The organism is Salinicola endophyticus, from assembly GCF_003206575.1.
Classification (GTDB): Bacteria; Pseudomonadota; Gammaproteobacteria; order Pseudomonadales; family Halomonadaceae; genus Salinicola; species Salinicola endophyticus.
In genome coordinates this window covers 64159-89991 of sequence record NZ_PZJO01000005.1, presented here as the reverse complement: position 1 = coordinate 89991, position 25833 = coordinate 64159, and the positions used below count along the sequence as shown (strand labels likewise).

At 66.8% G+C, this 25833-nt stretch carries 23 protein-coding genes and 3 tRNA genes; 12 read left to right on the top strand and 14 right to left on the bottom strand.

Features of this window, described 5'->3' with window-relative positions; translation table 11 throughout:
* The first annotated feature begins 48 nt into the window (after nucleotides 1-48).
* Nucleotides 49-1611: a cryptochrome/photolyase family protein gene (locus DOM66_RS12680; protein WP_110690381.1), complete on the top strand. Its 1563-nt coding sequence runs from the start codon at nucleotides 49-51 to the stop codon at nucleotides 1609-1611.
* Between the two features lie 121 nt (nucleotides 1612-1732).
* On the opposite strand, the gene DOM66_RS12675 is transcribed toward DOM66_RS12680, so the two are convergent.
* The 10 genes from DOM66_RS12675 to rnr form a co-directional block, all read right to left on the bottom strand.
* The gene (locus DOM66_RS12675; RefSeq protein WP_110674701.1) at nucleotides 1733-2035 is read right to left on the bottom strand and encodes a DUF6482 family protein; all 303 of its coding nucleotides are present in this window, start codon (nucleotides 2033-2035) and stop codon (nucleotides 1733-1735) included.
* Nucleotides 2036-2204: 169 nt separating this feature from the next.
* The gene (locus tag DOM66_RS12670) at nucleotides 2205-3971 is read right to left on the bottom strand and encodes a bifunctional diguanylate cyclase/phosphodiesterase (protein ID WP_110690380.1); all 1767 of its coding nucleotides are present in this window, start codon (nucleotides 3969-3971) and stop codon (nucleotides 2205-2207) included.
* A 137-nt stretch (nucleotides 3972-4108) separates the two neighbouring features.
* Nucleotides 4109-4402 carry a hypothetical protein gene (locus DOM66_RS12665; protein WP_110674703.1) on the bottom strand — a complete coding sequence of 98 codons (294 nt, stop codon included), beginning with the start codon at nucleotides 4400-4402 and terminating at the stop codon, nucleotides 4109-4111.
* A 28-nt stretch (nucleotides 4403-4430) separates the two neighbouring features.
* A complete protein-coding gene (gene dnaB, locus DOM66_RS12660; protein WP_110674704.1) occupies nucleotides 4431-5816 on the bottom strand; it encodes a replicative DNA helicase in 1386 nt (461 codons plus the stop codon).
* 187 nt (nucleotides 5817-6003) lie between these two features.
* Complete coding sequence (gene rplI, locus DOM66_RS12655) at nucleotides 6004-6450, bottom strand: 50S ribosomal protein L9 (RefSeq protein WP_110674705.1); 447 nt, start codon at nucleotides 6448-6450, stop codon at nucleotides 6004-6006.
* A 16-nt stretch (nucleotides 6451-6466) separates the two neighbouring features.
* Entirely contained in the window at nucleotides 6467-7318 is an 852-nt protein-coding gene (locus DOM66_RS12650) for a hypothetical protein (protein WP_110674706.1), read from the bottom strand.
* A 29-nt stretch (nucleotides 7319-7347) separates the two neighbouring features.
* Nucleotides 7348-7575: a 30S ribosomal protein S18 gene (gene rpsR, locus DOM66_RS12645; protein ID WP_110674707.1), complete on the bottom strand. Its 228-nt coding sequence runs from the start codon at nucleotides 7573-7575 to the stop codon at nucleotides 7348-7350.
* 23 nt (nucleotides 7576-7598) lie between these two features.
* Complete coding sequence (gene rpsF / locus DOM66_RS12640) at nucleotides 7599-8012, bottom strand: 30S ribosomal protein S6 (protein WP_110674708.1); 414 nt, start codon at nucleotides 8010-8012, stop codon at nucleotides 7599-7601.
* 331 nt (nucleotides 8013-8343) lie between these two features.
* Complete coding sequence (rlmB, locus tag DOM66_RS12635; protein WP_110690378.1) at nucleotides 8344-9165, bottom strand: 23S rRNA (guanosine(2251)-2'-O)-methyltransferase RlmB; 822 nt, start codon at nucleotides 9163-9165, stop codon at nucleotides 8344-8346.
* Nucleotides 9165-11591: a ribonuclease R gene (gene rnr, locus DOM66_RS12630; protein WP_110690377.1), complete on the bottom strand. Its 2427-nt coding sequence runs from the start codon at nucleotides 11589-11591 to the stop codon at nucleotides 9165-9167. Before rnr ends, rlmB begins: the two co-directional genes overlap by 1 nt.
* 294 nt (nucleotides 11592-11885) lie before the next feature.
* Here rnr and DOM66_RS12625 point away from each other — a divergent pair.
* The 10 genes from DOM66_RS12625 (at nucleotide 11886) to DOM66_RS12580 (ending at nucleotide 21006) form a co-directional block, all read left to right on the top strand.
* Nucleotides 11886-11972: transfer RNA gene (locus DOM66_RS12625), tRNA-Leu, on the top strand.
* Between the two features lie 49 nt (nucleotides 11973-12021).
* Nucleotides 12022-12108, top strand: a tRNA-Leu gene (locus tag DOM66_RS12620).
* 29 nt (nucleotides 12109-12137) lie between these two features.
* Nucleotides 12138-12224, top strand: a tRNA-Leu gene (locus DOM66_RS12615).
* 864 nt (nucleotides 12225-13088) lie between these two features.
* A complete protein-coding gene (locus tag DOM66_RS12610; RefSeq protein ID WP_110674711.1) occupies nucleotides 13089-13547 on the top strand; it encodes a MarR family winged helix-turn-helix transcriptional regulator in 459 nt (152 codons plus the stop codon).
* A gap of 83 nt (nucleotides 13548-13630) precedes the next feature.
* Nucleotides 13631-14536, top strand: a complete 906-nt coding sequence (locus tag DOM66_RS12605; RefSeq protein ID WP_110690375.1) for a SphA family protein — start codon at nucleotides 13631-13633, stop codon at nucleotides 14534-14536.
* A gap of 35 nt (nucleotides 14537-14571) precedes the next feature.
* Nucleotides 14572-15336, top strand: coding sequence for a coniferyl-alcohol dehydrogenase (locus tag DOM66_RS12600; protein WP_110690373.1), 765 nt, complete (start codon nucleotides 14572-14574; stop codon nucleotides 15334-15336).
* A 25-nt stretch (nucleotides 15337-15361) separates the two neighbouring features.
* On the top strand, nucleotides 15362-16831 hold the full coding sequence (locus DOM66_RS12595; protein ID WP_110690371.1) for a benzaldehyde dehydrogenase: 1470 nt from the start codon (nucleotides 15362-15364) through the stop codon (nucleotides 16829-16831).
* A gap of 124 nt (nucleotides 16832-16955) precedes the next feature.
* The gene (locus DOM66_RS12590) at nucleotides 16956-17798 is read left to right on the top strand and encodes a p-hydroxycinnamoyl CoA hydratase/lyase (RefSeq protein WP_110674715.1); all 843 of its coding nucleotides are present in this window, start codon (nucleotides 16956-16958) and stop codon (nucleotides 17796-17798) included.
* 24 nt (nucleotides 17799-17822) lie between these two features.
* Nucleotides 17823-19970 (top strand): acetate--CoA ligase family protein, encoded by a 2148-nt coding sequence (locus DOM66_RS12585; RefSeq protein ID WP_110690369.1) that lies wholly within the window; start codon nucleotides 17823-17825, stop codon nucleotides 19968-19970.
* Between the two features lie 73 nt (nucleotides 19971-20043).
* Entirely contained in the window at nucleotides 20044-21006 is a 963-nt protein-coding gene (locus tag DOM66_RS12580) for an alpha/beta hydrolase (protein ID WP_110690367.1), read from the top strand.
* 95 nt (nucleotides 21007-21101) lie between these two features.
* Here DOM66_RS12580 and DOM66_RS12575 read toward each other — a convergent pair whose 3' ends face one another.
* Complete coding sequence (locus DOM66_RS12575) at nucleotides 21102-21956, bottom strand: DNA/RNA non-specific endonuclease (protein WP_232825150.1); 855 nt, start codon at nucleotides 21954-21956, stop codon at nucleotides 21102-21104.
* Between the two features lie 7 nt (nucleotides 21957-21963).
* The gene (locus DOM66_RS12570) at nucleotides 21964-22239 is read right to left on the bottom strand and encodes an Lrp/AsnC family transcriptional regulator (protein ID WP_110674718.1); all 276 of its coding nucleotides are present in this window, start codon (nucleotides 22237-22239) and stop codon (nucleotides 21964-21966) included.
* A gap of 200 nt (nucleotides 22240-22439) precedes the next feature.
* Here DOM66_RS12570 and DOM66_RS12565 point away from each other — a divergent pair, with 200 nt between their 5' ends.
* Nucleotides 22440-22736 carry a high-potential iron-sulfur protein gene (locus tag DOM66_RS12565; protein ID WP_110690366.1) on the top strand — a complete coding sequence of 99 codons (297 nt, stop codon included), beginning with the start codon at nucleotides 22440-22442 and terminating at the stop codon, nucleotides 22734-22736.
* A 193-nt stretch (nucleotides 22737-22929) separates the two neighbouring features.
* Here the strand turns inward: DOM66_RS12565 and DOM66_RS12560 are convergent, their stop codons facing one another.
* Nucleotides 22930-24486, bottom strand: a complete 1557-nt coding sequence (locus DOM66_RS12560) for a SpoVR family protein (RefSeq protein WP_110674720.1) — start codon at nucleotides 24484-24486, stop codon at nucleotides 22930-22932.
* Nucleotides 24487-24514: 28 nt separating this feature from the next.
* Nucleotides 24515-25798, bottom strand: a complete 1284-nt coding sequence (locus tag DOM66_RS12555) for a YeaH/YhbH family protein (protein ID WP_110674721.1) — start codon at nucleotides 25796-25798, stop codon at nucleotides 24515-24517.
* Nucleotides 25799-25833 lie beyond the last annotated feature (35 nt).

The following is a 25833-nucleotide window of genomic DNA, read 5'->3' as shown; positions in this document are numbered from 1 at the left end:
GATTAACTTATACGATTAACATAATGTGTATAAGTCATGGATAACATCATGTCGCGCCCCCTGATCCTGATACTCGGAGACCAGCTCAGCGAGACGCTCGACGTCCTCGCCCAGGCGCCGGAGGAGGCAGTCATCGCCCTGTGCGAGGTCCGCGCCGAGGGCGAGTACGTGCCGCACCACCCGCAGAAGATCGTGATGCTATTATCGGCGATGCGTCACTTCGCCGACACCCTGCGCGACAAAGGGTATCAGGTGCACTACAGCACCCTCGATGACGACGACAACCGCCACGACCTGCTCGACGAGGCGGAGCGCCTGGCCGACGCCTATGCCTGCGACGAGATTCGTGTCACTCACCCCGGCGAGTGGCGGTTGTTCGAGCGCATCCAGCGTCGCGGCACCCGCTGGCGGCTCTATCCAGACAACCGCTTCTACTGTTCGATCGAGGCGTTCGGGCAGTGGCTGGCGGGGCGCAAGCGCTGTCGCATGGAGGATTTCTACCGCCATCTGCGCAAGCAGACCGGGCTGCTGATGTGCGCAGGCGAACCGGCCGGAGGCCAGTGGAACTTCGATCACGACAACCGAGCGCCGATCGCCGACGATCTCGACTTCCCCACCCCACCGCGCCACCGTATGGACGCCACCACCCGGGCGGTGGCCGAGCAGGTATCGACCCACTTCGGCGATCATTTCGGCACCCTGGAAGACTTCAACTGGGCGGTGACACGGCGCCAGGCGCTGGGCGACCTGCGCCACTTCATCGACCATGCGCTGGCCGACTTCGGCACCTATCAGGACGCCATCAGCGACAGCGAGCCGCTGCTCTACCACTCGCGCCTCGCCGCCGCCATGAACATCGGCCTGCTCTCGCCCCGGGAGGTCTGCGAGGCGGTGGCAGCGGCATGGCAGGAGGGGCACGCGCCGATCAACGCCGCCGAGGGCTTCATCCGCCAGCTTCTCGGCTGGCGCGAATACGTACGCGGCATCTACTGGCAGCGTATGCCCGGCTACAAGCAGGAGAACCGGCTCAACGCCCGACGCGGCCTGCCAGCCTTCTACTGGCACGGTGAGACCGATCTGCGCTGCCTGCAGCGGGCGATCGAGATGACCCGCGACAACGCCTATGCGCACCATATCCAGCGCCTGATGGTCACCGGCAACTTCGCCCTGCTGTGCGGTGTCTCCCCCGCCGCCCTGTGCGACTGGTACCTGGCGGTCTACGCCGACGCCTTCGAGTGGGTCGAGCTGCCCAACACCCTCGGCATGACCCTCTACGCCGACGGCGGCTATCTCGGCTCCAAACCCTACTGCGCTTCGGGCAAGTATATCGATCGCATGTCGGATCACTGCCGCCACTGCCGCTACGACGTCAAGCAGGTGACCGGCGACGACGCCTGCCCGTTCAACAGTCTCTACTGGCATTTTCTGGAGACCCACCGCGCGCAGCTCAAGGACCATCAGCGCATGAAACTGATCTATGGCAGTTGGGACAAGATGCAGCCGACACGCCAAGAGGCGATCCTGGCGCAGGCGCAGGCCTTTCTGGATCGACTGGACAGTGAGAAGCCGTATGGCCGCGGCGAGCATGCCGAGGGCTACCAGCGCCGCTGATGCAAAGGCACGACACCGCTATCAGGCAAGTCCTCGTCGACTTGCCGCGGTGTGTGGATGAAGCGTCGGTTGGTTGGGATCGAGGCGCGGATTCAGCGCCGGGGATGGCGCGAGTAAGCGCTCAGAAGACCAGCGGCATGCGTGACAGCAGCGGGTCGTGGTAGTGCGGCTCGTGGCCGACGATCTCGTCGTTGGCGACCTGCTGAACGAGATAGGCACGGTGGATACCGGCCTGCTTGAGTTCCCCGTAGACATCGTCGAGAGAGCGGAACAGCATCGGTTTGCTGCGTCGCGTCAGCACCTGGGTCGAGCCATCTTCCGGCTCCACCATCACCTGGTAAAAGCGGCTGCCGGCGTGGGCGATGACGCGAATCTCGAAGTTGTCGTGATCGCGGGAAAAGCGTTCGAGCTCCTTGAGGTCCATGGTTCCCTCCTGTTCGGGTTGCATGTGCGAATACGGCGTCCAGCCTTCCCTGCTGGACACCCGACTGGCGCGCGGCCCATCTGGACTCGCGCATCCTGACCATTAGGTCGGATCTTTGTTAAGACTATATGTCAGCGCGGGAGTTTGCAGTACAAAAGCGCCACCCCGGTCATCGCTTCGGATAGCGCTGCTCCCTCCGCAGGCTCACCACCACGCGGCCATGGGGAGCCCGTTTGGCCGCGCTCTTGAAGCGGCTCCAGAGGTCGCCGAAGCTGTCGACATGAGCATCCGTCGGTACCCGCAGCGCGATGATCGACAGCCGGGTGTGCGGGAAGAAGCGCCACTGGTCGAAGCGATCCTTGGCCTCGAAGCCGCCGGCGCGGCGCTCGGCCTCCGGCAGCAGCTTGAGACTCTCGACGCCGAAAGCCCGCTGCAGCGCGGCAAGCCGCCGATGCAGGTCGGCGCTGCTGTCGAGCAGCAGGACGAAGTCATCACCGCCGAGATGGCCGAGGAAATCCTCCTCGCCGACGAACTCGTCCAGCACCCGTGCCACGGTCAGGATCATCTGATCGCCGAGCGCGTAGCCGAAGCGGTCGTTGAACGGCTTGAAGTGATCGAGATCGAGATAGCAGGCGACGAAGGGCGTGTTCTGCCGCTGATAGTGGTCGAGGGCGGCGCGAATCGGCCGATTGCCCGGCAGTTGGGTGAGCGGATTGGCCTGACGCGCCAACTGTACCTGCTGTTCGGTAAACAGCTGCAGCAGATTGATGACATGACCGATGCCCAGATAGCGACCGGCATCGGTGATGATGAAATCCTCGTCGCGCATCGACTCGTCACGCCCGGTCACCTTGCGCGAGACCCGCTCGAGCGGTTCGCCCGCCTCCACGCACAGCGCCCGTGTCTGCATCACCGTCTCGACCGGCTGGCGCCCGTGGAGATCGAAGCCGTAGCGCCGACCCAGCAGCGCCATCAGCTGTTGGCGTCCGAGCAGGCCGAGCGGCCGTTGGCTCTCGTCGACCACGGCCAGGGCATTGGCGTCCGGATGGCGACTGAAATAGGCCGCCGCCTCGGACAAGCTCAGGTCGCGGGAGAGCGTCGGCAACGCCACGCTGAGACGGCGAATCTCGGTCACCACAGCGCCCTGACGCCGCGCCGCGGCCAGCGTATTCAGCTGCGATTCCAGCGCTGCACGCGTCGTCTGCGGCACCGGGCTGGGCCGGGCGAAGAGCCAGCCCTGGTAGAAGTCGGCGCCCAGCTCCAGCAGCGTCTCTAGCTCGCCCTCGCGCTCCACCCCCTCGGCGACCACACGACTGCCCAGGCTATGGGCGATATCGATGATCGAGCGCACCAGGCGGCGCTTGACCCGGTCGCGGTCCAGGTTGCTGACGAAGTGGCGGTCGAGCTTGACGTAGTCGGGATTGAGCTGCGACCACAGGCGCAGCCCGGCATAGCCATCGCCGAGATCGTCCAGGGCGATGGCGAAACCCATCGCCTGATAGTGCCGGGCGGCATCCGCCATCAGGTCGGGATCGACCCCTGACGACTGCTCGGTGATCTCGATCACGATCTGCGGCGGGCTCAGGCCGTGGACGGCGAGTAGCTCCACCGTCTGGCCGCTGATGTGTGAAGGGTCGACCAGGACTTCGGGCGCGACGTTGAGAAACAGCAACTCGCTGAGCCCGGTGGCGACCCACTCCTCGACCGCACGCTCACGGCAGAGCTGCTCCAGCGACGCTAGCTCGCCGGCTGCGCGTGCGGCCTGGAACAGCGGTAGGGGTGAGTCGCAGGGCGCGCCATAAGGGCCAAGGGCCAGTGCCTCATAGCCCAGCACCCGCCCCGCAGGCACGCTGACGATCGGCTGGAAGTGCATGCCCAGCTCGCGCGTCTCAAGCAGGCGTCGAAGCGCCAAAACGGCAGCATCGGTGTTGTTCATGCCGGTCAGTGTGGCAGCGGTGTCATGCCCAGCAGCGTGACAGCGACGCATGACAGTGCAATGACAACAGGCCTGCCGGCCAGCACCGCAGCCACGCCGGGCGCGCGGCGCGGCTCCGGGGGACGCTAGCGCAACACTTACTGGTAGTCGGCGGGGTCGATCGCCTTGCCCAGGGAGTTGCGGTCGATCCAGCGTCCCGCCTTGGCTTCCTTGTAGCGGAACACCACGCGGTCGCCCACCACCACCGGCAGCTCCGCATCCTCGGTCTGATAGCTGTAGAGCTCACCATCCACGGTCAGCCAGTGCCGGTAGAGATCCGGCATCCCCAGCCACTCCTTGAACGGCCCTTCGCGCTCGAGCTTTTCCAGTTGTCCGCGAACCTCGATCTTGGGGACGCGTTGACGCCGCCCGCGCTGAAAACCGCCTGCCATCGCTTTGACTCCTCAAACCTGTGATGCGTTACTCGTAATGCTGGCCGTAGCTGTCCGGGGCCAGATCCTCGAACCGCGTGTACTTGCCGATGAACGCCATGTGCACGGTCCCGATGGGACCGTTACGCTGCTTGCCGATGATCAGCTCGGCCAGCCCCTTGTTGTCGGGATTATCGCTATTGTAGACCTCGTCGCGGTAGACGAAGGCGATGACGTCGGCGTCCTGCTCGATGGCGCCGGATTCACGCAGGTCCGACATCACCGGGCGCTTGTTGGGGCGCTGCTCGAGCGAGCGGTTGAGCTGCGACAGCGACACCACCGGGCAGTTGAACTCCTTGGCCACGCCCTTGAGCGAGCGCGATATCTCGGAGATCTCCGCGGTGCGGTTCTCGGACAGCCCCGGCACCTGCATCAGCTGCAGATAGTCGATCATCACCAGACCGACATTGCCGTGCTCGCGGGCGATTCGACGCACCCGCGAACGCAGCTCGTTGGGCGACAGCGCCGGGGTGTCGTCGATGAACAGCTGCTTGTCCTTGAGCAGGTTGACCGCCGAGGTCAGTCGCGGCCAATCCTCGTCCTCGAGCTGGCCGGTCCTGACCCGGGTCTGGTCGATGCGCCCCAGCGACGACAACATACGCAGCATCAGCGACTCCGCCGGCATCTCCATCGAGAAGACGATCACCGGCTTGTCACCGGCGACCACCGCATGCTCGACCAGGTTCATGGCGAAGGTGGTCTTACCCATCGACGGGCGCCCGGCAATGATCACCAGATCCGAAGGCTGCAGCCCCGAGGTCATCTCGTCGAGGTCGCGGAAGCCGGTCGAGATGCCGGTCATCTGGCCCTTCATGTTGAACAGCTCGTCGATGCGATCGACCGCCTTGGTCAACAGCTGGCTCATGCCCTGAGGGCCGCCGAACTTGGGCCGCGACTCGCTGATCTGGAACACCAGCCGCTCGGCCTCGTTGACCAGCTCGTCAGAGGCGCGCCCATCCGGCGAGTAGGCGCTGTCGGCGATCTGCCGCGAGGCCTGGATCAATTTGCGCAGGGTGGCCCGCTCGCGCACGATATCGGCATAGGCACGAATGTTGCCCGCCGAGGGCGTATTGCGCGCCAGCTCCGCCAGATAGGCCAGGCCACCGACACTTTCGAGCTGATCGCGCCGCTCCAGCGCTTCCGACAGGGTGACCACGTCTAGCGGCTGGGTCGCCTCGGCCAGCTCTGCCATGGCGTTGTAGGTGAGCCGGTGCTCCTGACGATAGAAGTCATCCGCCACCAGCCGCTCGGAGACGGTGTCCCAGCTGGAGTTGTCGAGCATCAGCCCGCCCAGTACCGACTGCTCCGCCTCCAGCGAGTGCGGTGGCAGCTTGAGCTTGGCCGTCTCTTGATCGTTATCGACGCGTTCGTTCATGCCTGGCCATCACCCTCGACAATTCGCTGCCGTCATTTGCCGCACATTCTACCCAGCCGGCGCCGCGACTCGCCACGCTCGCCGGCGCCGCTCGGGCGTGCCGATCGTGTGGAACACGCACCCATCAAAAAAGGCACGTGGGGCCTGGGCCCCACGTGCCTTGAGCATCGCTGCGCGGGAAAACCGATTACTCGGCAACCACCACGACGCGGACGCTGGTGCTGACTTCGGCGTGCAGCTGCAGCGCGATGTCGTATTCGCCGGTCTGGCGAATCGGACCTTCCGGCATGCGCACTTCGCTCTTGGCGACGTCGAGACCGGCCTGGACCAGCGCTTCGGCCAGGTCGCGCGGACCGATGGAACCGAACAGCTTGCCTTCGTCGCCAGCTTTGGCGACCAGCGACAGTTCGATTTCGGACAGCTGTTCGGCACGGCTTTCGGCTTCCGCCTTGCGCTCGGCGGCCTGAGCTTCGAGCTCGGCACGCTGGGATTCGAACGCGGCGACGTTGTCCTTGGTGGCCGGCACGGCGAGGCCGTAGGGCACCAGGTAGTTGCGGCCGTAACCGGGCTTGACGGTGACCTTGTCACCCAGTTCGCCAAGCTTGCCGATGTTATCGAGCAGAATGACTTCCATTCTCGTGAACCTCTCGTCAATCACTGCGTGTCAGGCGACCGCGAAAATCCGCGAAGGTATCCACCAGTGCCAACAGCAGTACAATCAAAATCGTGGGCCAGGTAGTCAGCAGCAACGCATAGAAACCGACCAGCCAGAACCCGCTCATTCCCTTCAAACCGATCAAACCATGAACCAGCGCCACGCCAGCCACCAGCAGCGGTACCCAGGCCAGCAGGCTGGCGGCGGGCACCGCCAGCAGCATGCCCAGGGCAGTGGCGCCGATCAGCAGCGCCAGCTGCCCGCGCGAGAGTTTCAACGAGTGAAACTCCTCGCGGAACCCGCCGGGGTTGTAAAGCCCCGCCTGCCAGCTCCGGGCCAGGGCCAGACAGCCGATGCTCACCATCAGCACCACCAGGCCGGTGACCCCGCCGATGACCAGTGCGGCCATCTGCTGGGTGTCCACGCCCTGGGCCGAGAGCCGATCCAGCATGCTGGAGACCTCGGTCGAGCTGCGCCGCAGCTCGTCGAGCAGCGGGCCGGCACCGCCGGCGGGCACGAAGATGCCCAGATGGACCAGCACCATGCAGACCGCGGTACCGGCGAGCAGGGTATCGGTCCAGCGCAGGCGCGCCCGCAGCACGGTGGCCATCAGCGCCACCAGCAGAATGCTCGCCAGCGGCACCGAGTCGCCCTCCATCCACCACCAGCCGGCGGGGATGGCGGCGGCGACCAGCACCGGCGCGGCGCTAGTGAGGCCACGCCTCAGCGTAACCAGCCCGGCGACCGCGGCACTGAACCAGAACAGCCAGGGCACCAGCGCCGTCAGCGCTGCCACACCCACCGCCTGCGGCGTACCGCGCATGATCCAACGGGCCAGTCCCAGCATGACGCCTCGCTATGGTTATCCGGGCCGGATTATTGGTGGCTGTCGGAGTACGGCAGCAGTGCCAGGTAGCGCGCGCGCTTGATGGCGGTAGACAGCTGACGCTGGTAACGCGCATGGGTACCGGTAATACGGCTGGGAACGATCTTGCCGGTTTCGGTGACGTAGGCTTTCAGCGTATCGATGTCTTTGTAGTCGATGTACTTCACGCCTTCGGCGGTGAAGCGGCAGAACTTACGACGACGGAAAAAACGTGCCATGTGAGTCTCTCCTCAAGCGGTGATCAGTTGGCTTCGGTAGCGGTTTCGGAACGCTCGGAACGCTCACGGTCGCCACGCTCGGAGGACTTGTCGTCACGACGACGGCTGCCCTTGTCGTCGGCCGGCTTCATCATCGGCGATGCTTCGGTGACGGCTTCCTTGTTGCGCACGATCATGCTGCGGATGATGGCGTCGTTGAAGCGGAAGATGTTCTCGATCTCGTCGAGGGTCTCGCCGCTGCACTCGACATTCATCAGCACGTAGTGCGCCTTGTGGATCTTGTTGATCGGGTAGGCCAGGTGGCGACGGCCCCAATCTTCGAGACGATGCACGGTGCCGCCGTTTTCGGTGACGAGGCTGGTGTAGCGCTCGACCATGGCCGGAACCTGCTCGCTCTGGTCCGGGTGGACCATGAACACGATTTCGTAGTGACGCATGTTAGCTCCTTTCGGTTTGGCAGCTTCTGCGGGGTGATCGCGGTAACGCGCACCGCGAGAAGCAAGGAGTCGATTCCGGATCGCGCAAGCCTGCCACGCGCCGGATATTCGGACCTGTGAACGCCTCGCCGCTCCGTTGCCGGAACGCACGAGCGCGGCTCTGCGAGCAGAGCCTGCCCACAGAACCGCGTAATTGTAGAGATCGAGGCAGCCATGCGCAACCGCTGACGCCGTGGTGTCGGCAAAGATAGCGGACCGGAGATGGCACATCGAAGAGCGGGTACAGCGGCGACATGCGTACCGAGACCCGCTGGCGCAGCGGGAATCGGCCTCAACCTTGGGCGGTGTGGCGCTGGCGTACCACCTCGAACAGACACACCCCGGCGGCAACGGAGACATTGAGACTGGTCACCTGCCCCTGCATCGGCAGCTTGACCAGCCCATCGCACGCCTCCCGGGTGAGGCGCCGCATGCCCTTGCCCTCGGCGCCCATCACCAGCGCGCAGGGGCCGCTGAAATCGGCCTCGAACAGCAGCGTGTCGGCCTCGCCGGCGGTACCGGTGATCCACACCCCCTGCTGCTTGAGCTTCTCCAGGCAGCGCGCCAGGTTGGTCACCTGGAACACCGGGACGCTCTCCGCCGCGCCGCAGGCGACCTTGCGCACCGTGGCATTGAGCGGTGCCGACTTGTCCTTGGGCACGATCACTCCGTGCACGCCGGCCGCATCCGCACTGCGCAGACAGGCACCGAGGTTGTGCGGATCGGTGATGCCATCGAGGATCAGCAGCAGCGGCGGCGTCTCCTCCTGCCACTGCTCCAGCCGCCACCACAGCGCAGTCTCGTTCTCGGCCACCAGCGGCGGGCAGAAACCGACCACCCCCTGGTGCGCCGCCGGCCCCGACAGCGCATCCAGCACTTCGCGCGTCACCCGCTTCAGCTCGCAGCCGGCGGCATGCGCCTGGGCCAGCAGGTCGTCGAGGCGCTGCTCGGCGTGCCCCTGCTGGACCCACAGCACCCGCGGCGGCTGATCACGCGCGAACAGCGCGCGGACCGCGTGCACACCGTAGACCGGCTCGAGACCGTCGGGGGTGCGCGGGCGCTCCGGCGTGGGCCGCGACTTGCGCGGCCGTTCGCGCTGGGGACCCCGCGCCATCAGCGCTTACCGCGCCGCGGCCCGCGGGAGCGGCGCTGCCCGCCGCCGCTGTTGTCGTCGCCGCCCTGGCGCTCACGCTTGCCCGGGCGCTGCTTGCGCTTGCGCGCCCCCTGTTCGGCAGATGCCTCGCTGGCGCCGCCGCCCTCGGGCTTGCGCGTGCGCGGCGTCTTGCGGTGGCGCGGTGCGGCATCGGCGAGATCGAAATCGATCTTGCGGTCGTCGAGGTCGACCCGCGCCACGCGCACGGTGACGCCATCGCCCAGACGATAGGCGACGCCGCTGCGTTCACCCTTGAGGCGGTGCTTCTCCGCCTCGTAGTGGTAGTAGTCGGAGGGCAGCGAGGTGACGTGCACCAGCCCCTCGACGTAGACGTCATCGAGGCGCACGAAGATCCCGAACTGGGTCACCGAGGCAATGGTGCCCTCGTAGGTCTCGCCCACCTTGTCGGAGAGGAACTCGCACTTGAGCCAGTCGGTGACGTCGCGGGTGGCGTCGTCGGCGCGCCGCTCGGTCATCGAGCAGTGCTCGCCCAGCTCCACCATCTGCTCGAAGGTGTAGGGGCACCAGGTGGTCGGCTTCTCCACCGGTGCGCCCTCGGCGCGCATCACCGTCTGCGTCTGGCGCGGGCCACGGATCACCGAGCGGATGGCGCGGTGCACCAGCAGATCGGGGTAGCGGCGGATCGGCGAGGTGAAGTGCGCATAGGCCTGATAGGCGAGACCGAAGTGCCCCTCGTTGTGCGGCGAATAGACCGCCTGGCTCATCGAACGCAGCATCACGGTCTGGATGATGTCGGCATCGGGGCGATCCTTGATCACCTCGCGCAGCGCCTGGTAATCCTTGGGCGAAGGGTCGTCACCGCCGCCCAGGGTCAGACCCAGCTCGCCGAGGAACACCCGCAGGTTCTCCAACCGCTCGCTGGCCGGCGGCTGGTGAACGCGGTAGAGCGCCGGCAGGTCGTGCTTGTCGAGGAAGCGCGCGGTGGCCACGTTGGCCGCCAGCATGCACTCCTCGATCAGCTTGTGGGCGTCGTTACGCGTCCGCGGCACGATCTTCTCGATCTTGCGCTCGTCGTTGAAGACGATCTGGGTCTCGGTGGTCTCGAAGTCGATCGCCCCGCGCACTTCGCGGGCCTGGCGCAGCACCTTGTAGAGCGCGTGCAGGTTCTCCAGCGATGGCACCAGCTCGCGGTAGCGCTCGCGCAGCGCCTGCCCTGACTCACTGTCGCCCTCGTGCAGCATGGTGCCGACGTCGGTGTAGGTGAGTCGGGCGTGGGAGCGGATCACCGCCTCATAGAATTTGTAACGGCTGATATTGCCGCTCTGCGAGATGTTCATCTCGCACACCATGGTCAGGCGATCGACGTGCGGGTTGAGCGAGCAGAGGCCGTTGGAGAGCAGTTCCGGCAGCATCGGCACCACTTGACCGGGGAAGTAGACCGAGTTGCCACGCACGTAGGCTTCGCCATCGAGCGCGCTGCCGCCACGCACATAGTGGGAGACGTCGGCGATGGCGACGATCAGCTTCCAGCTGCCGGACTTGGTCTTCCACGCGCACACCGCGTCGTCGAAGTCCTTGGCGTCTTCACCATCGATGGTGACCAGCGGCGTATCGCGTAGATCGATGCGGGCGTGCTTGTCCTGCTCCAGGACCTCGGCCGACATGCCGGCGATCTGCTGATCCACCTCGGGCGGAAAGGTCGCCGGGATGTCATGGGTACGGATGGCGATATCGATCTCGAGGCCCGGGTCCATGCGCTCACCGAGCACCTCGACCACCTCACCCACCGGCTGCTGGCGGGTCTCCGGCTGGCGGGTGACGTTGACCGAGACGATCTGCCCGTCCTTGGCACCCCGGCTGGCGCTGTGCGGGATGATCACTTCCTGGCTGATCCGCGAGTTCTCGGGAATCAGCACCGCGAACTCAGGGGAGTTCTGGCGGAAGACACCGACCAGCGTCTGGGTGTTGCGCGCCAGCACCTCGACGATGGTGGCTTCGTCGCGCCCACGCCGATCGCGGCCGCTGACCCGGGCCAGCACCACATCGCCGTCGAAGACGCGGCGCATCTGACGCGGCGGCAGCACCAGGTCGGGCTTGCGACCATCATGGCGAATCAGAAAGCCCATGCCGTCGCGGTGGCCCTGAATACGCCCCTTGATCAGATCGAGCTTGTCGATCAACGCATAGGCACCCTTGCGGTCGCGCAGAATCTGGCCATCGCGCTCCATCGCGGCGAGACGACGACGCACCGCTTCCTGCTGGTTGTCGTCCTCGAGCCCGAGCATGGCGCTCATGTTCTCATGGGTGATCGGCTTGCCGTACTCCTCGAGCCGGGCGAGCAGGTACTCGCGGCTGGGTACGGGATTGTCATATTTTTCCGTTTCGCGAGCCGCGTGCGGATCGTCGTCCAACGTCCAATGAGTCATGCAGCCATCGTCCTTGCTTCAGGGTGGGAGTCACGCGGCGGGCGGCAATTGCCGTTATTTACTTTATGGGTCATGCGTCAAGTATAGCGGCCACGCCCCTCCGACCCAACCATCGGCAGCGTTGCAAGCGCGCGGATCTGCCGACGACAGGCCACGCCCACCGTTTCCGCTGCCCCAGAAACGCCATGACGATAAGGAGTTACGCCTCGCGCAGGGGCCAGCGCGAGATAGCGGAAGGTTTATCGACAAAGGCTTGCATTCGGCCGCAGAGTCGGTATTATACATCGCGCCTCGGCCCAGATGGCGGAATTGGTAGACGCGCTAGCTTCAGGTGCTAGTGTCCTTACGGACGTGGAGGTTCAAGTCCTCTTCTGGGCACCATCGAGGTCGTCGACGCGACGATCATCGAGGTAGACAGGGCCAGGATCGAGCCCGGATGGCGGAATTGGTAGACGCGCTAGCTTCAGGTGCTAGTGTCCTTACGGACGTGGAGGTTCAAGTCCTCTTCCGGGCACCAATCTCGATCCCGCGCAGCAAGCATGACAAGCCCAGGTGGCGGAATTGGTAGACGCGCTAGCTTCAGGTGCTAGTGTCCTTACGGACGTGGAGGTTCAAGTCCTCTCCTGGGCACCACGCTGTCATGCTTCACACGATGTGATGTTTTTGCGGGACACCCCCTGTCCTCGCTGCAATTTCCCCTAGCCTGTCCCGTGAGTCTTGGACCGAGAACTGTCTGAATCAGGCTTGGCATAGGCGTTTTTGCGTCTTTCGCTGGCGCTCTGGACGACGACGCCTCGAGCATCCATTTTCTCCTCACGCACCTCTGACTCGCACGCTCTCACCGCTCGATCCCTTCCCTTTCCGCGCCATCGCTCTCTTCTTGGGCATTGGCTCATGGCCTGCCCGCGTACTTCGTCCATCCGTTCGTTCGTTGACCCCCTCTTTTTCTCTACCCACGCCCTGCCACCACGCCCGGCTTTGCCCGCATCGTCTCGGATCGCGCGCTTCGGAGCGCTCGAATGCCCTTGCACATCCGGCCCACGCACCCCTCGGGGTCGCGCTTCGCGGCACTCTCGCTCACCCCATCGCTCACCCGCATCGCGCATCTGCCAACGCGCTCGAGACAGAGATCCTGCCTCCCCGACTCTAGTTATTAGACGTAATGATTATGGATCATAACTATTTTCTTGCGGATACTCGCCTCGCACGTCGCTGCTGCGCTGGCGGGAGAGGGTTGCGCCGGCGGCACATCCGGCCAGGTGACTCTGCCACCGGCCTCGATCCTCCATCCGCGCCCTTGCCGGAGAACAACCATGCCAAAAACAACAAGGCAAAAAACTGCTGTTCTGCGCTCCTATCGATCCACCAGCCGCTATCATGGGGAGAACGCTTCGGGCTCTACGCCGTGTCGCGCCCCACTCCCGCGCTCCGGGCGGGGCACTCGGCCGGGGTCCGGTACTGTCTCGCTCTCTCTACGCCAGGCCCGATCCCGCGCGCATGACTTCAGATGCCCCAGCTTCCCCCGACACGCTCGACCAGTCGCGCCTGACGCGTCTACTCGGGTTCCGCATCACCCGCACCGAGCTGCGCATACGCCGCCTGTTCCTGGAGTGCATGGCTCGCTTCGAGCTCAAGCCGGTGGACTATTCGCTGCTGGTACTGGTGGATGCCAACCCGGGCGTCAATCAACGCCAGCTGGCCGAGATACTGGACGTCTCACCGCCCAACCTGGCCATCGTGGTGGCGCGACTGATGAAGCGCGGGCTGCTGCGCCAGGTTCGCGGCCAGCAGGATCGGCGCATGCAGCACCTGCATCTGACCGCCGCGGGCAAGGAGCTGCTCGACGAGACCGAGCTAGCGGTACGCGAGATGGAAGCGCGGCTGCTGGAGCAGCTCGGACCGACCCACGGCGAGGCACTGCTGGCCGCACTGGCGCGGCTCGAACATCTGGCCTGAGCCGTGCCACCCGGGCACTGCTGAGCCTGGCCCTGACCCTCGCCGCGGGGCTGCTGCTCGCCCCCCAGGCCGACGCCCAGTCGATGCCGCAGACGGTGCAGCTGCGCTCCGGCCTGAACACCGGCGGCACCAGCTTCATGGATGGCTTCGGCCGCCTCGGAGAGGGCTGGACCTACATTCAGTACGCGCGCCTTTCGCACCTCGACGCGATCAAGGACGCCAACGGCGACGACTCCCCCGCCTTTCGTGATCCGCAGATCGACACCACCGCACTGATCACCCAGTTCGCCTACACCTCGCCCTATCGTCTGTGGGGTGGCTGGCTCGGCTTCACCGCCCTGGTGCCGCTGGTCAATCTGCACGCCTCCTTCGCCGACGACAGCCCAGTCACCCTGCGCGACAACGGCTTCGGGCTGGGTGACATCACCTTCGGCCCCTATCTGCAGATGGCCCCGATCCTGCGCCAGGGGCGCCCGGTGTTCTCCCAGCGCTTCGAGTTCGACGTGATCGCGCCGGTGGGCAAGTTCGATCGCGACCGCGCCCTCAACCCCGGCGATGGCTACTGGTCGCTGCTGCCCAACTGGGCCATGACCGTGCTGCCCACCCCGGCGTGGGAGATCAGCGCCCGCCTCAACTACCTCTACAACTTCGAGACCGACCGCGCCGGCGCCCCGCCCACCATCCCCGGCTTTGCGTTCCACAACGGCCAGGCCGGGGATGCCGCCTGGATCAACCTCGCCAGCTCCTACGCCGTCAACGATGCGCTGCGCCTGGGCATCAACGGCTTCTACCTGCGCCAGTTGAGCGACAACCGCACCAATGGCGAGCGCGTGGCCGATTCACGCCAGACCCTGCTCTATCTGGGGCCGGGCGGTTCCTATCGCTTCGACGCCAACAACCTGCTCAACGTCAATCTCTACTTTCCGCTGAAGGTCGAGAACGCCGCCGCCGGCAACAGCCTCAACCTGCAGTTCGTCCACAGTTTCTAAGGCGCGATCATGCCATCGCGCAGAGGAGTCTAGACATGCAACTCTACGGCAAAACCCTGGTGGTCACCGGTGTCGCCTCGGGTATCGGCAACGAAGTGGCGCGTCTGGCGCGCTTTCACGGCGCCCGGGTGATCGGGGTCGACCGCCATCCGGTCGACATGACCCTGGACGCCTTTCACCAGGCCGATCTGAGCGATCCGCAGGCGATCGACGCCCTGATCGCGGCTCTTCCCGCACGCCTCGACGGGCTGGCCAATATCGCCGGAGTACCCGGCACCGCCGATCCGGCGCTGGTGGCAAGGGTCAACTATCTGGGTCTGCGCCATCTGAGCCAGGCGCTGCTGCCGCGGCTCACCGGCGGCAGCGTGGTCAATGTCGCCTCGATCCTCGGCGCCGCCTGGGCCGAACGTCTGGCAGCCCATCGCGCCCTCGCCGACACCCCCGACTTCGCCGCCGGCGAGCAGTGGCTGACGGCCAATCCGGTGCCGGCCGAGAGCTGCTATCAGTACTTCAAGGAGGCGCTGATCGTCTGGAGCGCACGCTGCTCGCGGCCCTGGTTCGCGAGCCACGACGTGCGCGTCAACTGCGTCGCCCCCGGACCGGTGTTCACCCCCATCCTGGACGACTTCGTCACCATGCTGGGCCCCGATCGGGTGGCCGCGGATGCGGCCAAGATGAAGCGCCCGGCGTTTGCCGACGAGGTGGCCGAGGGGATCGTGTTCCTGCTCTCCGACGCTGCGCGCTGGATCAACGGCGTTAATCTACCCATCGACGGCGGCCTGGCAGCCACCGCCCTGTGACCCCTCACCCCTGTGGAGATGCGCCATGAGCGATACCCCCATCCGACTCCCCGACCCCGCGCGCTGGCACGCCAAGCTGTTCGACGGTGACTGGATCGAGGCCGACGCCACCCTGACGGTGATCGAGCCCGCCGCCGGCACGCCGCTGCATACCGTGGGCAAGGCCGATGCCGCCGCCGTCACGCGCGCCGTGACCCAGGCCCGGGAAGCCCAGCGCGCCTGGGCTGCGACCCCGCCCCGCGAACGCGCCGCGGTATTCCATCGCGCCGCCGCGCTGCTCGAAGCGCAGGCGCCCGCGGTGGCGAGCCTGATCGCCCGCGAGACGGGGGCGATCCTGCCCAAGGGCGAGCACGAGGTGCGCGAGGCGATCGTACTGCTGCAGCGCGCCGCCGCCATGCCGCTGCAGGCCACCGGTCAGGTCCTGCCGAGTCCCCCCGGACGACTGAGCCTTGCACGCCGCCTGCCGCTCGGTGTGGTCGGCGTGATCTCACCGTTCAACTTCCCGCTGGTGCTGTCGCTGCGCTCGGTGGCGCCGGCGCTGGCCGTGGGCAACGCCGTGGTGATCAAGCCCGATCCGCGCACCCCTTACGCCGGCGGCTTGGCAATCGCCGAGGTCCTCAGCGCCGCCGGCCTGCCCAAAGGGCTGCTGCACGTGCTGCCAGGGGATGCCGAGGCCGGCCAGGCGCTGGTCGAGGCGCCTGGCGTGCCGATGATCGCCTTCACCGGCTCCACCGCCGCCGGGCGTCGGATCGGCGAGCTGGCGGGGCGCCATCTCAAGAAGGTGTCGCTGGAGCTGGGCGGCAAGAACTCGCTGATCGTGCTCGACGACGCCGACCTCGACCAGGCGGTATCGGCGATCGCCTTCGGTGCCTACTTCCACCAGGGCCAGATCTGCATGGCCACCGGCCGTGTGCTGGTCCAGCGCCGCCTGGCCGCGGCGCTGACCGAGCGTCTGGCCGAGAAGGCACGCCAGCTGCCGGTGGGCGACCCGGCCAAGGACACGGTGGCGCTGGGGCCGATCATCGACCGGCGCCAGCTCGATCACGTCAAGGCGATCGTCGATGACAGCGTCGCCGCCGGTGCAGTGCTCGAAGCCGGCGGCACCCACGAGGGGCTGTTCTACGCCGCCACCGTGCTCTCCAACGTGCGCCCGGGCATGCGTGCCTTCGACGAGGAGATCTTCGGCCCAGTGGCCAACGTGATCGTCTTCGACGACGACGACGAGGCCGCGGCGCTGGCCAACTCAACCGACTACGGCCTCTCCGCGGGGATTCTCTCGGCCTCGGTGGGACGCGCCATGGCGCTGGGCGACAAGCTCCACACCGGGCTTCTACACATCAACGACCAGACCGTCGCCGACGAGGTGGTCAACCCCTTCGGCGGCACCGGCAGCTCGGGCAACGGCACCAGCGTCGGCGGCCCAGCCGACTGGGAGCAGTACACCCACTGGCAGTGGGTCACGCTCAAGGAGACGCCACCGAGCTACCCATTCTGAACGCTGCCCGCGGCGCCGCATCGGCGCCGCGGGTCGCGCCGTATCCGTCACCTTTCCGCTGCCCCCGTCGCGCCCTTTTGGCGCCACGCCGCAGCTCACTGCCCCCGACTCGCGAGGTTTTGCCATGTCAACGTCACATATCGAAGAAGAGACCGTCACCTACACCATCGACTCCGGCGTCGCCTGGGTGAAGTTCAACCGCCCGGAGAAGCGCAACGCCATGAGCCCGGCCCTCAACCGTCGCATGCTGGAGGTTCTCGACGCCCTCGAGTTCCACCCGGAGGTCGGCGTGCTGGTGCTCAGCGGCGAAGGCAGCGCCTGGACCGCCGGCATGGACCTGCAGCAGTACTTCCGCGATACCGAGGCCCACGGCCTCGCCGGCACCCGCCAGGCCCAGCGCGAGAGCTACGGCTGGTGGCGCCGCCTGCGCTGGTACGAGAAGCCGACCATCGCCATGGTCAACGGCTGGTGCTTCGGTGGCGGCTACGGCCCGCTGTTCGCCTGCGATCTGGCGTTCGCCGCCGAGGAGGCCAAGTTCGGCCTCTCCGAGATCAACTGGGGCATCCTGCCGGGTGGTGGCGCCTCCAAGGTGGCGGTGGAGCTGCTCTCGTTCCGCCGCGCGATGTACCACGCCATGACCGGTGAGCCGATCGATGGCGCCACCGCCGCCGAGTGGGGGCTGGTCAACGAGGCGCTGCCGCTGGCACAGCTGCAGGCGCGGGTCGCCGAGGTCGCGGCACTGCTGCTCGAGAAGAACCCGATCGCCCTCAAGGCGACCAAGGATGCCCTGCGCCGGGTCCGCGAGATGACCTACGACAATGCCGAGGACTACCTGGTACGCGCCCAGGAGGCCGCCAACAGCCGTGACGACAGCGGACGCCACGAAGGGCTGCGCCAGTTCCTCGACGAGAAGCGCTACAAGCCCGGTCTGGGCGCCTACGACCGCGCGCACTCCCGCGACGCCTGAGCCCAACCGAGAGGAGGCAGCATCATGTCGGACTCATCGCAGCAGGCGTCCCGGCGCCTGCCAGAGGGCGCGGTGCGGCGTCTGCTGACGCCGCGAGCGATCGCCATCGTCGGCGCCTCGGCCACCCCGGGCGCACTCGGTGCCGCGGTGCTCGGTAACCTGACCCGCAACGGCTATGCCGGCGAGATTCACCTGATCAACCCCAAACGTGCGGAGATCGCCGGCCGCCCGTGCCTGGAGAGCATCGCCGCGCTGCCCGAGGGGGTCGATGTGGCACTGCTGGCAATCCCCCAGGCGGGGGTGGTGGAAGCGGTACGCGAACTCGCCGCCCGCCGGGTCGGCGCGGTGGTGATCTTCTCCGCCGGCTTCGCCGAGGCCGGCGAGGCGGGACTGGCGCAGCAGCGCGAGATCGCGCGCATCGCCGCCGACGCCGGCATGCTGGTGCAGGGCCCCAACTGCCTGGGAGGCATCGACTACCGCCAGCGCCTGCCGCTGACCTTCATCGAAGTGGCGATCAGCGAGGACGAGGCCGAGCGTCACCGCAGCCAGCCGGCGATCGGCATTCTCTCCCAGAGCGGCGCCATGATGACGGTGCTCAACACCACCCTGGCGAGCCGCGGGCTACCGCTCGCCTGCGCCATCTCCACCGGCAACGAGGCGGCCAGCCACCTGGAGGATTATCTCGACTATCTGCTCGACGATCCGGATACCGCGGTGATCGCGATGATCGCCGAGCAGTTCCGCCAGCCGCAGCGCCTGCTGGCGCTGGCACGGCGAGCCGAAGCCCAGGGCAAGCGGCTGATTCTGCTGCATCCGGGCAGGAGCAGCGCGGCCCGCGCCGCCGCCGCCACCCACACCGGCGCCCTGGCCGGGGACCATGCGGTGATGCGCACCCTGGTCGAGCGCGCCGGGGTGGTACTGGCCGAGACCCTGGAGGAGCTCGGCGACATCGCCGAGATCGCCCTGCGCTGCCCGGCGCTCCCCTCGGCCGGTACCGCCATCGTCGGTGAGTCCGGCGCGTTCAAGGCGCTCTGCCTCGATCTGTGCGAGGCGCTCGAGCTGCCCCTGCCGACGATCGGCAGTGCCGACTCGCCGGCGCTGCGCGAGGCACTACCGCCGTTCGTCGAGGTGAGCAACCCGCTCGACCTCACCGCCCAGGGTCTGGTCGACCCGCAGCTCTACCGGCGTACGCTGGAAGCCCTGTTCGAGGACACCCGTTTCGGTACGGTGCTGGTCGGCCTGATCCAGACCGACCCGGTCACCTGCCGGATCAAGCTGCCACCGGTGCTGCAGGCGGTGCGCGAACGGCGCCCGGCACTGCCGCTGATCTGCGCCGGCCTCGACGAGGGCGCCGAAATCCCCGCGGACTATGTCAGCGAGCTGCGCGCCCTGGGCGTGCCCTACTTCCCCAGCCACGAGCGCGCGCTGCGCGCCATCGCCCGGCTGCATCCGCTGGCCACACGCGACAGCGGGCGCGTGCCGCCGGCGGCACACGGCCTGGCGCTGCCCGAGCAGGGCGGCGTGATCCCCGAGTATCGCGCCAAACAGCTGCTGGCGCCGCTCGGCGTACCCTTCGGCGCGGGCGAGCTGGCCACCTCGCTGACCGAGGCCCAGCGTATCGCCGCCCGCCTGGGTGGCGCGGTAGCCCTCAAGGCCCAGGCAGCGGCGCTGAGCCACAAGAGCGATGTCGGCGGGGTCGTACTCGGGGTCGAAGGCGAGACGGAACTGGCCCAGGCGTGGGAGCGGCTGCATCAGGACCTGGCGCGCCTGGCACCGGACACACCGCTGGATGGCATACTGGTCGAGCGCATGGGCGCCGCCGGCTGCGAGATGATCGTCGGCGCCCGCCACGACCCTCAGTGGGGGCCGGTGGTGCTGGTCGGTTTCGGCGGCGTCACTGCCGAGGTGCTGCGCGACGTGCGCCTGCTGCCGGCGGATCTGACGCCGATGGCGGTGCGACGCGAGCTGGATAAGCTGCAGGGCGCGGCGCTGCTCCATGGCCACCGCGGCAGGCCGGCCTGCGACGTGAATGCCCTGGCCGAGCTGGTGGCCGCGCTGGGCGCACTGATGCAGGCCGAGCCGCGGCTGGTCGAGATCGACCTCAACCCGGTCATGGTCTACCCCGAGGGCCAAGGGGTGCTCGCCCTGGACGCCCTGATACTGATCGCTTGACCAGGCTGCGTACGAAACCTAGCGGCCACGCCGGTGGGCGTGGCCGCCCCACTCATCTGCCGAGGAGAACGCCATGCCGGCACCGTTCGATCTTTCCCGTCTCGATTCCGAGGTCCAGACAGTCCTGGGCGAGATGGCGGCGCAGTCGCTGCCACCGCTGGAGACCCTGCCGATCACCCAGATGCGCGAGGTCTACCGCACGCTGGGCGATCACCTAGGCGGTGAGGCAAAGCCCATGCACGAGGTCCGCGATCTCTCCGCCGAGGGGCCGCTGGGCCCGATCCCGCTGCGGCTCTACCGCCCGCGCCCGGCGGACGCGGCGCCGACAGCCGCGACGATCTATCTCCACGGCGGCGGCTGGATCATTGGCGATCTCGACAGCCACGACAAGATCTGCCGGCGCCTCGCCCACGCCTCCGGCGAGGCCCTGATCGCGGTGGACTACCGCCTGGCCCCGGAGCACCCGGCGCCGGATGGCCCCGAGGACGTGCTCGCCGCGATTCGCTGGATCGCCGCCAACGCCGAATCACTGGGCCTGGATGCCTCGCGCCTGGCGGTGGCCGGCGACAGCGCCGGCGGCGGCCTCGCCGCCATGGCCTGCCAGCAGCTGCGTGACAGCGCGGTGGCGCTGCGCGCCCAGGTGCTGTTCTACCCAGGTCTCGACCTCACTCCCGAGTCGGATGCGCTGCCGTCACGCCAGCGCAACGGCCAGGTGCCACCGCTCACCACCGAGTTGATGCGCGCCATGGCCGAGCCCTTCATCGGCGGCTTCGACACCCGCGACCTGCGCGTCTCGCCGCTGCTGGCAAGCGATCTGCAGGCGCTGCCACCGGCACTGATCGTGACCGCCGAATTCGACGCCCTGCTCGATGAAGGGCGGCTTTATCGCGACAAGCTGCAGGCAGCCGGCGTGGCGGTGAGCTATGTGGAGGTGCCGCGCATGATCCACGGCTTCATCGAGATGGCCGGCGCCGTCTCCGCCGCCGTCAGCGTCCTCGACCAGGCCGCGGCGTTTCTGCGCCAGCGACTGGCGTGACCCGAGGGAGCGGCATCACACGCTAACAGCGGAGTTGACCGGTTCGGTTGGCAGCGGTGGGTCGGCCACGCGGGCCGGGCACCGAAGCGCCCCGCTCAGTGATAGCGGCCGGGGCGCCGGGAGACCGCCTCGAGGCCCCAGCCGGTGGTATCGACATGCCCTTCGAGGCGCTGCTGGACCTGCTCGCTCAACTGCGGGAAGAAGTCGAGACCGGTACGCGCCTCGATCTCGTCGATGGTCACCAGGAAACGGTCCAGCGGCTCCTTGCCGCTGACCGACTGAGGCATCAGGAAGGCGATCGCCCGCGGCGTGTTCCCCGGCACCACGATGATCTTGTAGAACGCCTGCGGGATCTGCGAGAAGCCGACCCGATGCAGCCACTGGTCGTCATAGACCGGCCCGGTCAGCACCCAGACGCTGCCGAAGCGGGGCACGAAATCGTCCATCACCGCCTCTTCCAGGCGCTGCCACAGCTGCCGATTGAGCTTCGGTCGCTGCGGTGTGATGTTGGTCATCAGAAAGCTGTCGAGCTGGGCGCTCCGCCCATGGGTGACCGCCATGGCGTAGTTGGGTGCCATATGGCCGCGGTCATAGCCGCTGCGGGTGTAGTCGCTGCTGGTGATCGGCCACAGGCTGCGCCAGTCGGGCGAGAAATGGTCGGGCCGCGGCAGGCTGTGCGGGTCATCCACCCGTGTCAGCGAATAACCCACCCACAGCGGGCCGGCACGCAGATCGGACCAGCCGAGCAGGAAGCCGTCATTGCGCAGCACCCGGTTCCAGCTGCGCCAATCGGTCCACTGCCACTCGGGCACGCCCATCCAGCTGAGCTGATCGCGTACCCCGCTTTCGTGGTAGTACCAGAGCCCGCCGATAACGACGACGAAGACGATCGAGATCTTGGAGGTGCGCCAGAGCCGCGTCAGCGCTCCGGCGGATCGACGGCGCCCCACCCCGCGCTCAGAGGCCGACCGAGAACATGGCGTCGAGGTCGTGGCGCGAGTGCACCTGCATGGCGTTGAGCGTTTCGGTCTCACGGATGCCGTCGACGCTCATCAGACGCTCGGTGACCAGGGTCGCGAGGGACTCGAAATCCGGCGTGCGCGCGATGGCGATGAGATCGTAGCGGCCGCAGGTCGAGTAGACTTCGCTGATCCCTTCGAGATCGGCGAGACGTTCGGCGACACCGCGAATCCGGCCCTTTTCGACGTTGATCAGAATGACCGCGTTCTGCATCTCTCTCTCCCACCGGCGGGTGGCCCCGGGCGGGACCACGACAATCAAGAATGAAGGCTCGGACGCGAGTATATCAGCTCTCGGACGGCGCCTGCGCTTGAGCGCCACCACTGTGGGCCGCCATACTCAGGCCACGCCCGAGGCCTCGCGGCGGCACGCCGCACCGCCCCTGCCCATCGCCCACACCGAGGAGCCTTAGCATGTCCATCGATCGCCGCCGTTTCCTGTGCCGTGGCGCCGCGCTCTCCGCCGGCCTGCTGCTGGCGCCCGGCTGGCGCGCCTGGGCCCAATCCGCTCCGATGCTCGACCCCGCCGCCAGGCAGGCGCGGGCGATGCGCTACGTCGAGCAGGCCAGCGCCGCCCAGGACGACCCCGCCTACCGCGCCGGACGGCGCTGCGCCAACTGTGATTTCTTCAGCGCCGGCCAGCGCTGCTCGCTGTTTCCCGAGCACCGCGTCTCTCCCGACGGCTGGTGTATGAGCTGGACCTCGGAATAACCCCAAGCGCTTATTTCCATACCCGCTGATGGTGGGCGCGGGGGGCAGAGCAAAGCGAGGGTCCTTTGCCATGGATGGCAAAGGTAGCGCCCAGGGAGGGGTTTACAGCGCCCTCGCGACGCCCTGCCGCCGGATAAGCCCACTTCGTTTATCGGTTGTGACAGACGTGCCAAGGCACGCACACCGGTGGGCTTCACGCCGACTCGCGCCCCGCCTCGGGGATCGGCCACTGGTAGCGGCGCACCGTATCACCGTTCTCGATCGACTCCAGCTTGACCGGGAAGCCCCACAGCTGATGCAGGTGGCGCAGCACCGGGAACAGGCTCTGCCCCAGCGGCCGGCGCCGGTCCTGCACGTGGCGCAGGGTCAGTGAGCGGTCACCGCGGATATCCGCCTCCCACACCTGGATATTGGGCTCCCGTGCCGAGAGCGCGTACTGCACGCTGAGCGCTTCGCGGATACGGCGATAGCCCCGATCATCGTGGATCGCCTCGATCTGCAGGCTGTCATCACGGTCATCGTCGACCAGGCTGAACAGCTTGAGATCGCGGATCACCTTGGGCGACAGGAACTGCTGGATGAACGACTCATCCTTGAAGTTGTGCATGGCGAAGTGCAGCGTGTCGAGCCAATCGCTGCCGGCGATCTCGGGGAACCACTCGCGATCCTCATCGGTCGGCGCCTGACAGATACGCTGGATATCGCTGAACATGGCGAACCCCAGCGCGTAAGGATTGATGCCACCGAAATAGGGGCTGTCGTAGTCCGGCTGGCTGACCACCGAGGTGTGCGACTGCAGGAACTCGAGCATGATCCCCTCGTCGATCAGGCCGTCATCGTAGAGCCGGTTCATCAGCGTGTAGTGCCAGAAGGTGGCCCAGCCCTCGTTCATCACCTGGGTCTGGCGCTGGGGATAGAAGTACTGGGCGAGCTTGCGCACGATGCGCACGATCTCGCGCTGCCACGGCTCGAGCAGCGGGGCATTCTTTTCCAGGAAGTAGAGCAGGTTCTCCTGCGGCTCGCTGGGGTAGCGGCCATGGCGATGCAGGCCGAGGGGGTCGTTCTCGCTATCCAGCAACAGACTGTCGGCGAGCGGCGCGGCGCGCTCGGGAATGGTGCTCCACAAGGTATTGACCTGGGTCTGGAGGTAGGCCTCGCGCTCCTCCTGGCGTCGCGCCTCGGCCTCGGCGGAGATCGGCGATGGCCGCTTGTAGCGGTCGACACCGTAGTTCTGCAGTGCGTGGCAGGCATCGAGCAGCTGCTCCACCGCCTCCACCCCGTGGCGCTCCTCGCACTGGGCCACGTATTTGCGCGCGAACACCAGGTAATCGACGATCGCCGAGGCGTCGGTCCAGGTCTGGAACAGGTAGTTGCCCTTGAAGAAGGAGTTGTGGCCATAGCAGGCGTGGGCGATCACCAACACCTGCATCATCAGCGAGTTCTCCTCCATCAGGTAGGCGATGCAGGGGTCGGAGTTGATCACCAGCTCGTAGGCGAGTCCCATCTGACCGCGCCGATAGGCCTGCTCCACCGACAGAAACTGCTTGCCGAACGACCAGTGGTGATAGCCGACCGGCATGCCCACGCTGGCGTAGGCGTCCATCATCTGCTCGGAGGTGATGATCTCGATCTGATTGGGGTAGGTGTCGAGCCGGTACTCCCGCGCCAGCTCGGCGATCGCCTGCTCGTAGCGCTCGAGCGTCTCGAAGTTCCAGTCCGAACCGGTGGCAATGGGCTTGCGTCGCGTCATCGGTGTCTCCTCGGTGGCCATACCGACCTCAGCTTTCGGCACGCTGACGGAAGAGCTCGCGGAAGACCGGGTAGATGTCCTCCGCCTGCACGATCTGCTCCATCGCGAAGCGCTCGGGATAGGCTGTCTTGATCGTAGCGTAAGCGTCCCACAGCGCCTGATGGGCGTGGGGTGTGATCTCGACGTAGGTGAAGTACTGCAGCTTGGCCATCAGCGACTCGTCGAGCAGCTTGAGACAGGTCGCGGAGTCGTCGTCCCAGTTGTCGCCGTCGCTGGCCTGGGCGACATAGAGATTCCACTGCTCCGGCGAGTAGCGCGCCTCGATGATGCGATCGACCAGGGTCAGGGCGCTGGAGACGATGGTGCCGCCGGTCTCGCGCGAATAGAAGAACTCCTCCTCGTCGACCTCCTTGGCCACGGTATGGTGGCGCACGAAGACCAGCTCGACCTTCTCGTAGTTGCGCTCGAGGAACAGGTAGAGCAGCAGGAAGAAGCGCTTGCCGATGTCCTTGTGCGCCTGGGTCATCGAGCCGGAGACATCCATCACGCAGAACATCACCGCCTGATTGGACGGCATCGGCTGATGGGTGAGGTGGTTGTAGCGCAGATCGTAGGTATCGAGGAACGGAATCGCGGCGATGCGCTTCTCGAGCCGCGCGATCTCGGACTTGAGTTCGTCGATCCGCGCCGGATTGCGTAGCACCGGGTCCTGACGCTCCTCTGCCGCGAGCGCCTCCTGGGCCTCGCGCAGGGCGCGCTTGAGCGGCGCGCGCATGCCGATGCGCCGGGCCTGGGCCTCACGCATCGAGCGCACGATGTTGATCCGCGCCGGCACCCCCTCCTTGGAGATCCCGGCGCGCACCGGACGCGTCTCCTCGAGCACGCGCAGCTGCTTGCGCTCGAGATGCGGCAGTGCCAGCCCGTCGAAGACGAAGTCGAGGAACTCCTCCCGCGACAGGGTGAACACGAACTCGTCGACCCCCTCGCCCTGGTTCGACGCCTGCCCCTCGCCGCTGCCACCGCCCCCTGCACCGCCGCTCGGCCGGCGCAGACGATCGCCCTCGGCGAACTGCTTGTTGCCAGGGCTGACGATGGTGCGACGCCCGCCCGGGCCGTGCTGGAAAGAAGGCTCGGAAATATCGCGGGAGGGGATCGAGACCTTCTCGCCGCGCTCCATGTCGGTGATCGAACGCCGATTGACCGACTCCTCCACCGCGCGCTTGATATGCGCCCGGTAGCGCTTGAGAAACCGCTGGCGGTTGACCGCGCTCTTGTTGCGCGCATTGGGCCGCCGGTCGATGAAATAGCTCATGGCACCTCCCGCAGACTGGCTGCGGCGGCGGCCCG

Bases quoted from the DNA above. Each gene is read 5' to 3' on its own strand.
- DOM66_RS12665 (WP_110674703.1), bottom strand. From the start codon at position 4,402: ATGGCAGGCGGTTTTCAGCGCGGGCGGCGTCAACGCGTCCCCAAGATC.
- DOM66_RS12610 (WP_110674711.1), top strand. From the start codon at position 13,089: ATGACTTCAGATGCCCCAGCTTCCCCCGACACGCTCGACCAGTCGCGC.
- dnaB (WP_110674704.1), bottom strand. From the start codon at position 5,816: ATGAACGAACGCGTCGATAACGATCAAGAGACGGCCAAGCTCAAGCTG.
- rpsF (WP_110674708.1), bottom strand. From the start codon at position 8,012: ATGCGTCACTACGAAATCGTGTTCATGGTCCACCCGGACCAGAGCGAG.
- DOM66_RS12650 (WP_110674706.1), bottom strand. From the start codon at position 7,318: ATGCTGGGACTGGCCCGTTGGATCATGCGCGGTACGCCGCAGGCGGTG.
- DOM66_RS12565 (WP_110690366.1), top strand. From the start codon at position 22,440: ATGTCCATCGATCGCCGCCGTTTCCTGTGCCGTGGCGCCGCGCTCTCC.
- DOM66_RS12670 (WP_110690380.1), bottom strand. From the start codon at position 3,971: ATGAACAACACCGATGCTGCCGTTTTGGCGCTTCGACGCCTGCTTGAG.
- rlmB (WP_110690378.1), bottom strand. From the start codon at position 9,165: ATGGCGCGGGGTCCCCAGCGCGAACGGCCGCGCAAGTCGCGGCCCACG.
- DOM66_RS12570 (WP_110674718.1), bottom strand. From the start codon at position 22,239: ATGCAGAACGCGGTCATTCTGATCAACGTCGAAAAGGGCCGGATTCGC.
- DOM66_RS12675 (WP_110674701.1), bottom strand. From the start codon at position 2,035: ATGGACCTCAAGGAGCTCGAACGCTTTTCCCGCGATCACGACAACTTC.
- rplI (WP_110674705.1), bottom strand. From the start codon at position 6,450: ATGGAAGTCATTCTGCTCGATAACATCGGCAAGCTTGGCGAACTGGGT.
- DOM66_RS12600 (WP_110690373.1), top strand. From the start codon at position 14,572: ATGCAACTCTACGGCAAAACCCTGGTGGTCACCGGTGTCGCCTCGGGT.
- DOM66_RS12580 (WP_110690367.1), top strand. From the start codon at position 20,044: ATGCCGGCACCGTTCGATCTTTCCCGTCTCGATTCCGAGGTCCAGACA.
- DOM66_RS12585 (WP_110690369.1), top strand. From the start codon at position 17,823: ATGTCGGACTCATCGCAGCAGGCGTCCCGGCGCCTGCCAGAGGGCGCG.
- DOM66_RS12605 (WP_110690375.1), top strand. From the start codon at position 13,631: ATGCCGCAGACGGTGCAGCTGCGCTCCGGCCTGAACACCGGCGGCACC.
- DOM66_RS12595 (WP_110690371.1), top strand. From the start codon at position 15,362: ATGAGCGATACCCCCATCCGACTCCCCGACCCCGCGCGCTGGCACGCC.
- DOM66_RS12590 (WP_110674715.1), top strand. From the start codon at position 16,956: ATGTCAACGTCACATATCGAAGAAGAGACCGTCACCTACACCATCGAC.
- rnr (WP_110690377.1), bottom strand. From the start codon at position 11,591: ATGACTCATTGGACGTTGGACGACGATCCGCACGCGGCTCGCGAAACG.
- DOM66_RS12555 (WP_110674721.1), bottom strand. From the start codon at position 25,798: ATGAGCTATTTCATCGACCGGCGGCCCAATGCGCGCAACAAGAGCGCG.
- DOM66_RS12680 (WP_110690381.1), top strand. From the start codon at position 49: ATGTCGCGCCCCCTGATCCTGATACTCGGAGACCAGCTCAGCGAGACG.
- rpsR (WP_110674707.1), bottom strand. From the start codon at position 7,575: ATGGCACGTTTTTTCCGTCGTCGTAAGTTCTGCCGCTTCACCGCCGAA.
- DOM66_RS12560 (WP_110674720.1), bottom strand. From the start codon at position 24,486: ATGACGCGACGCAAGCCCATTGCCACCGGTTCGGACTGGAACTTCGAG.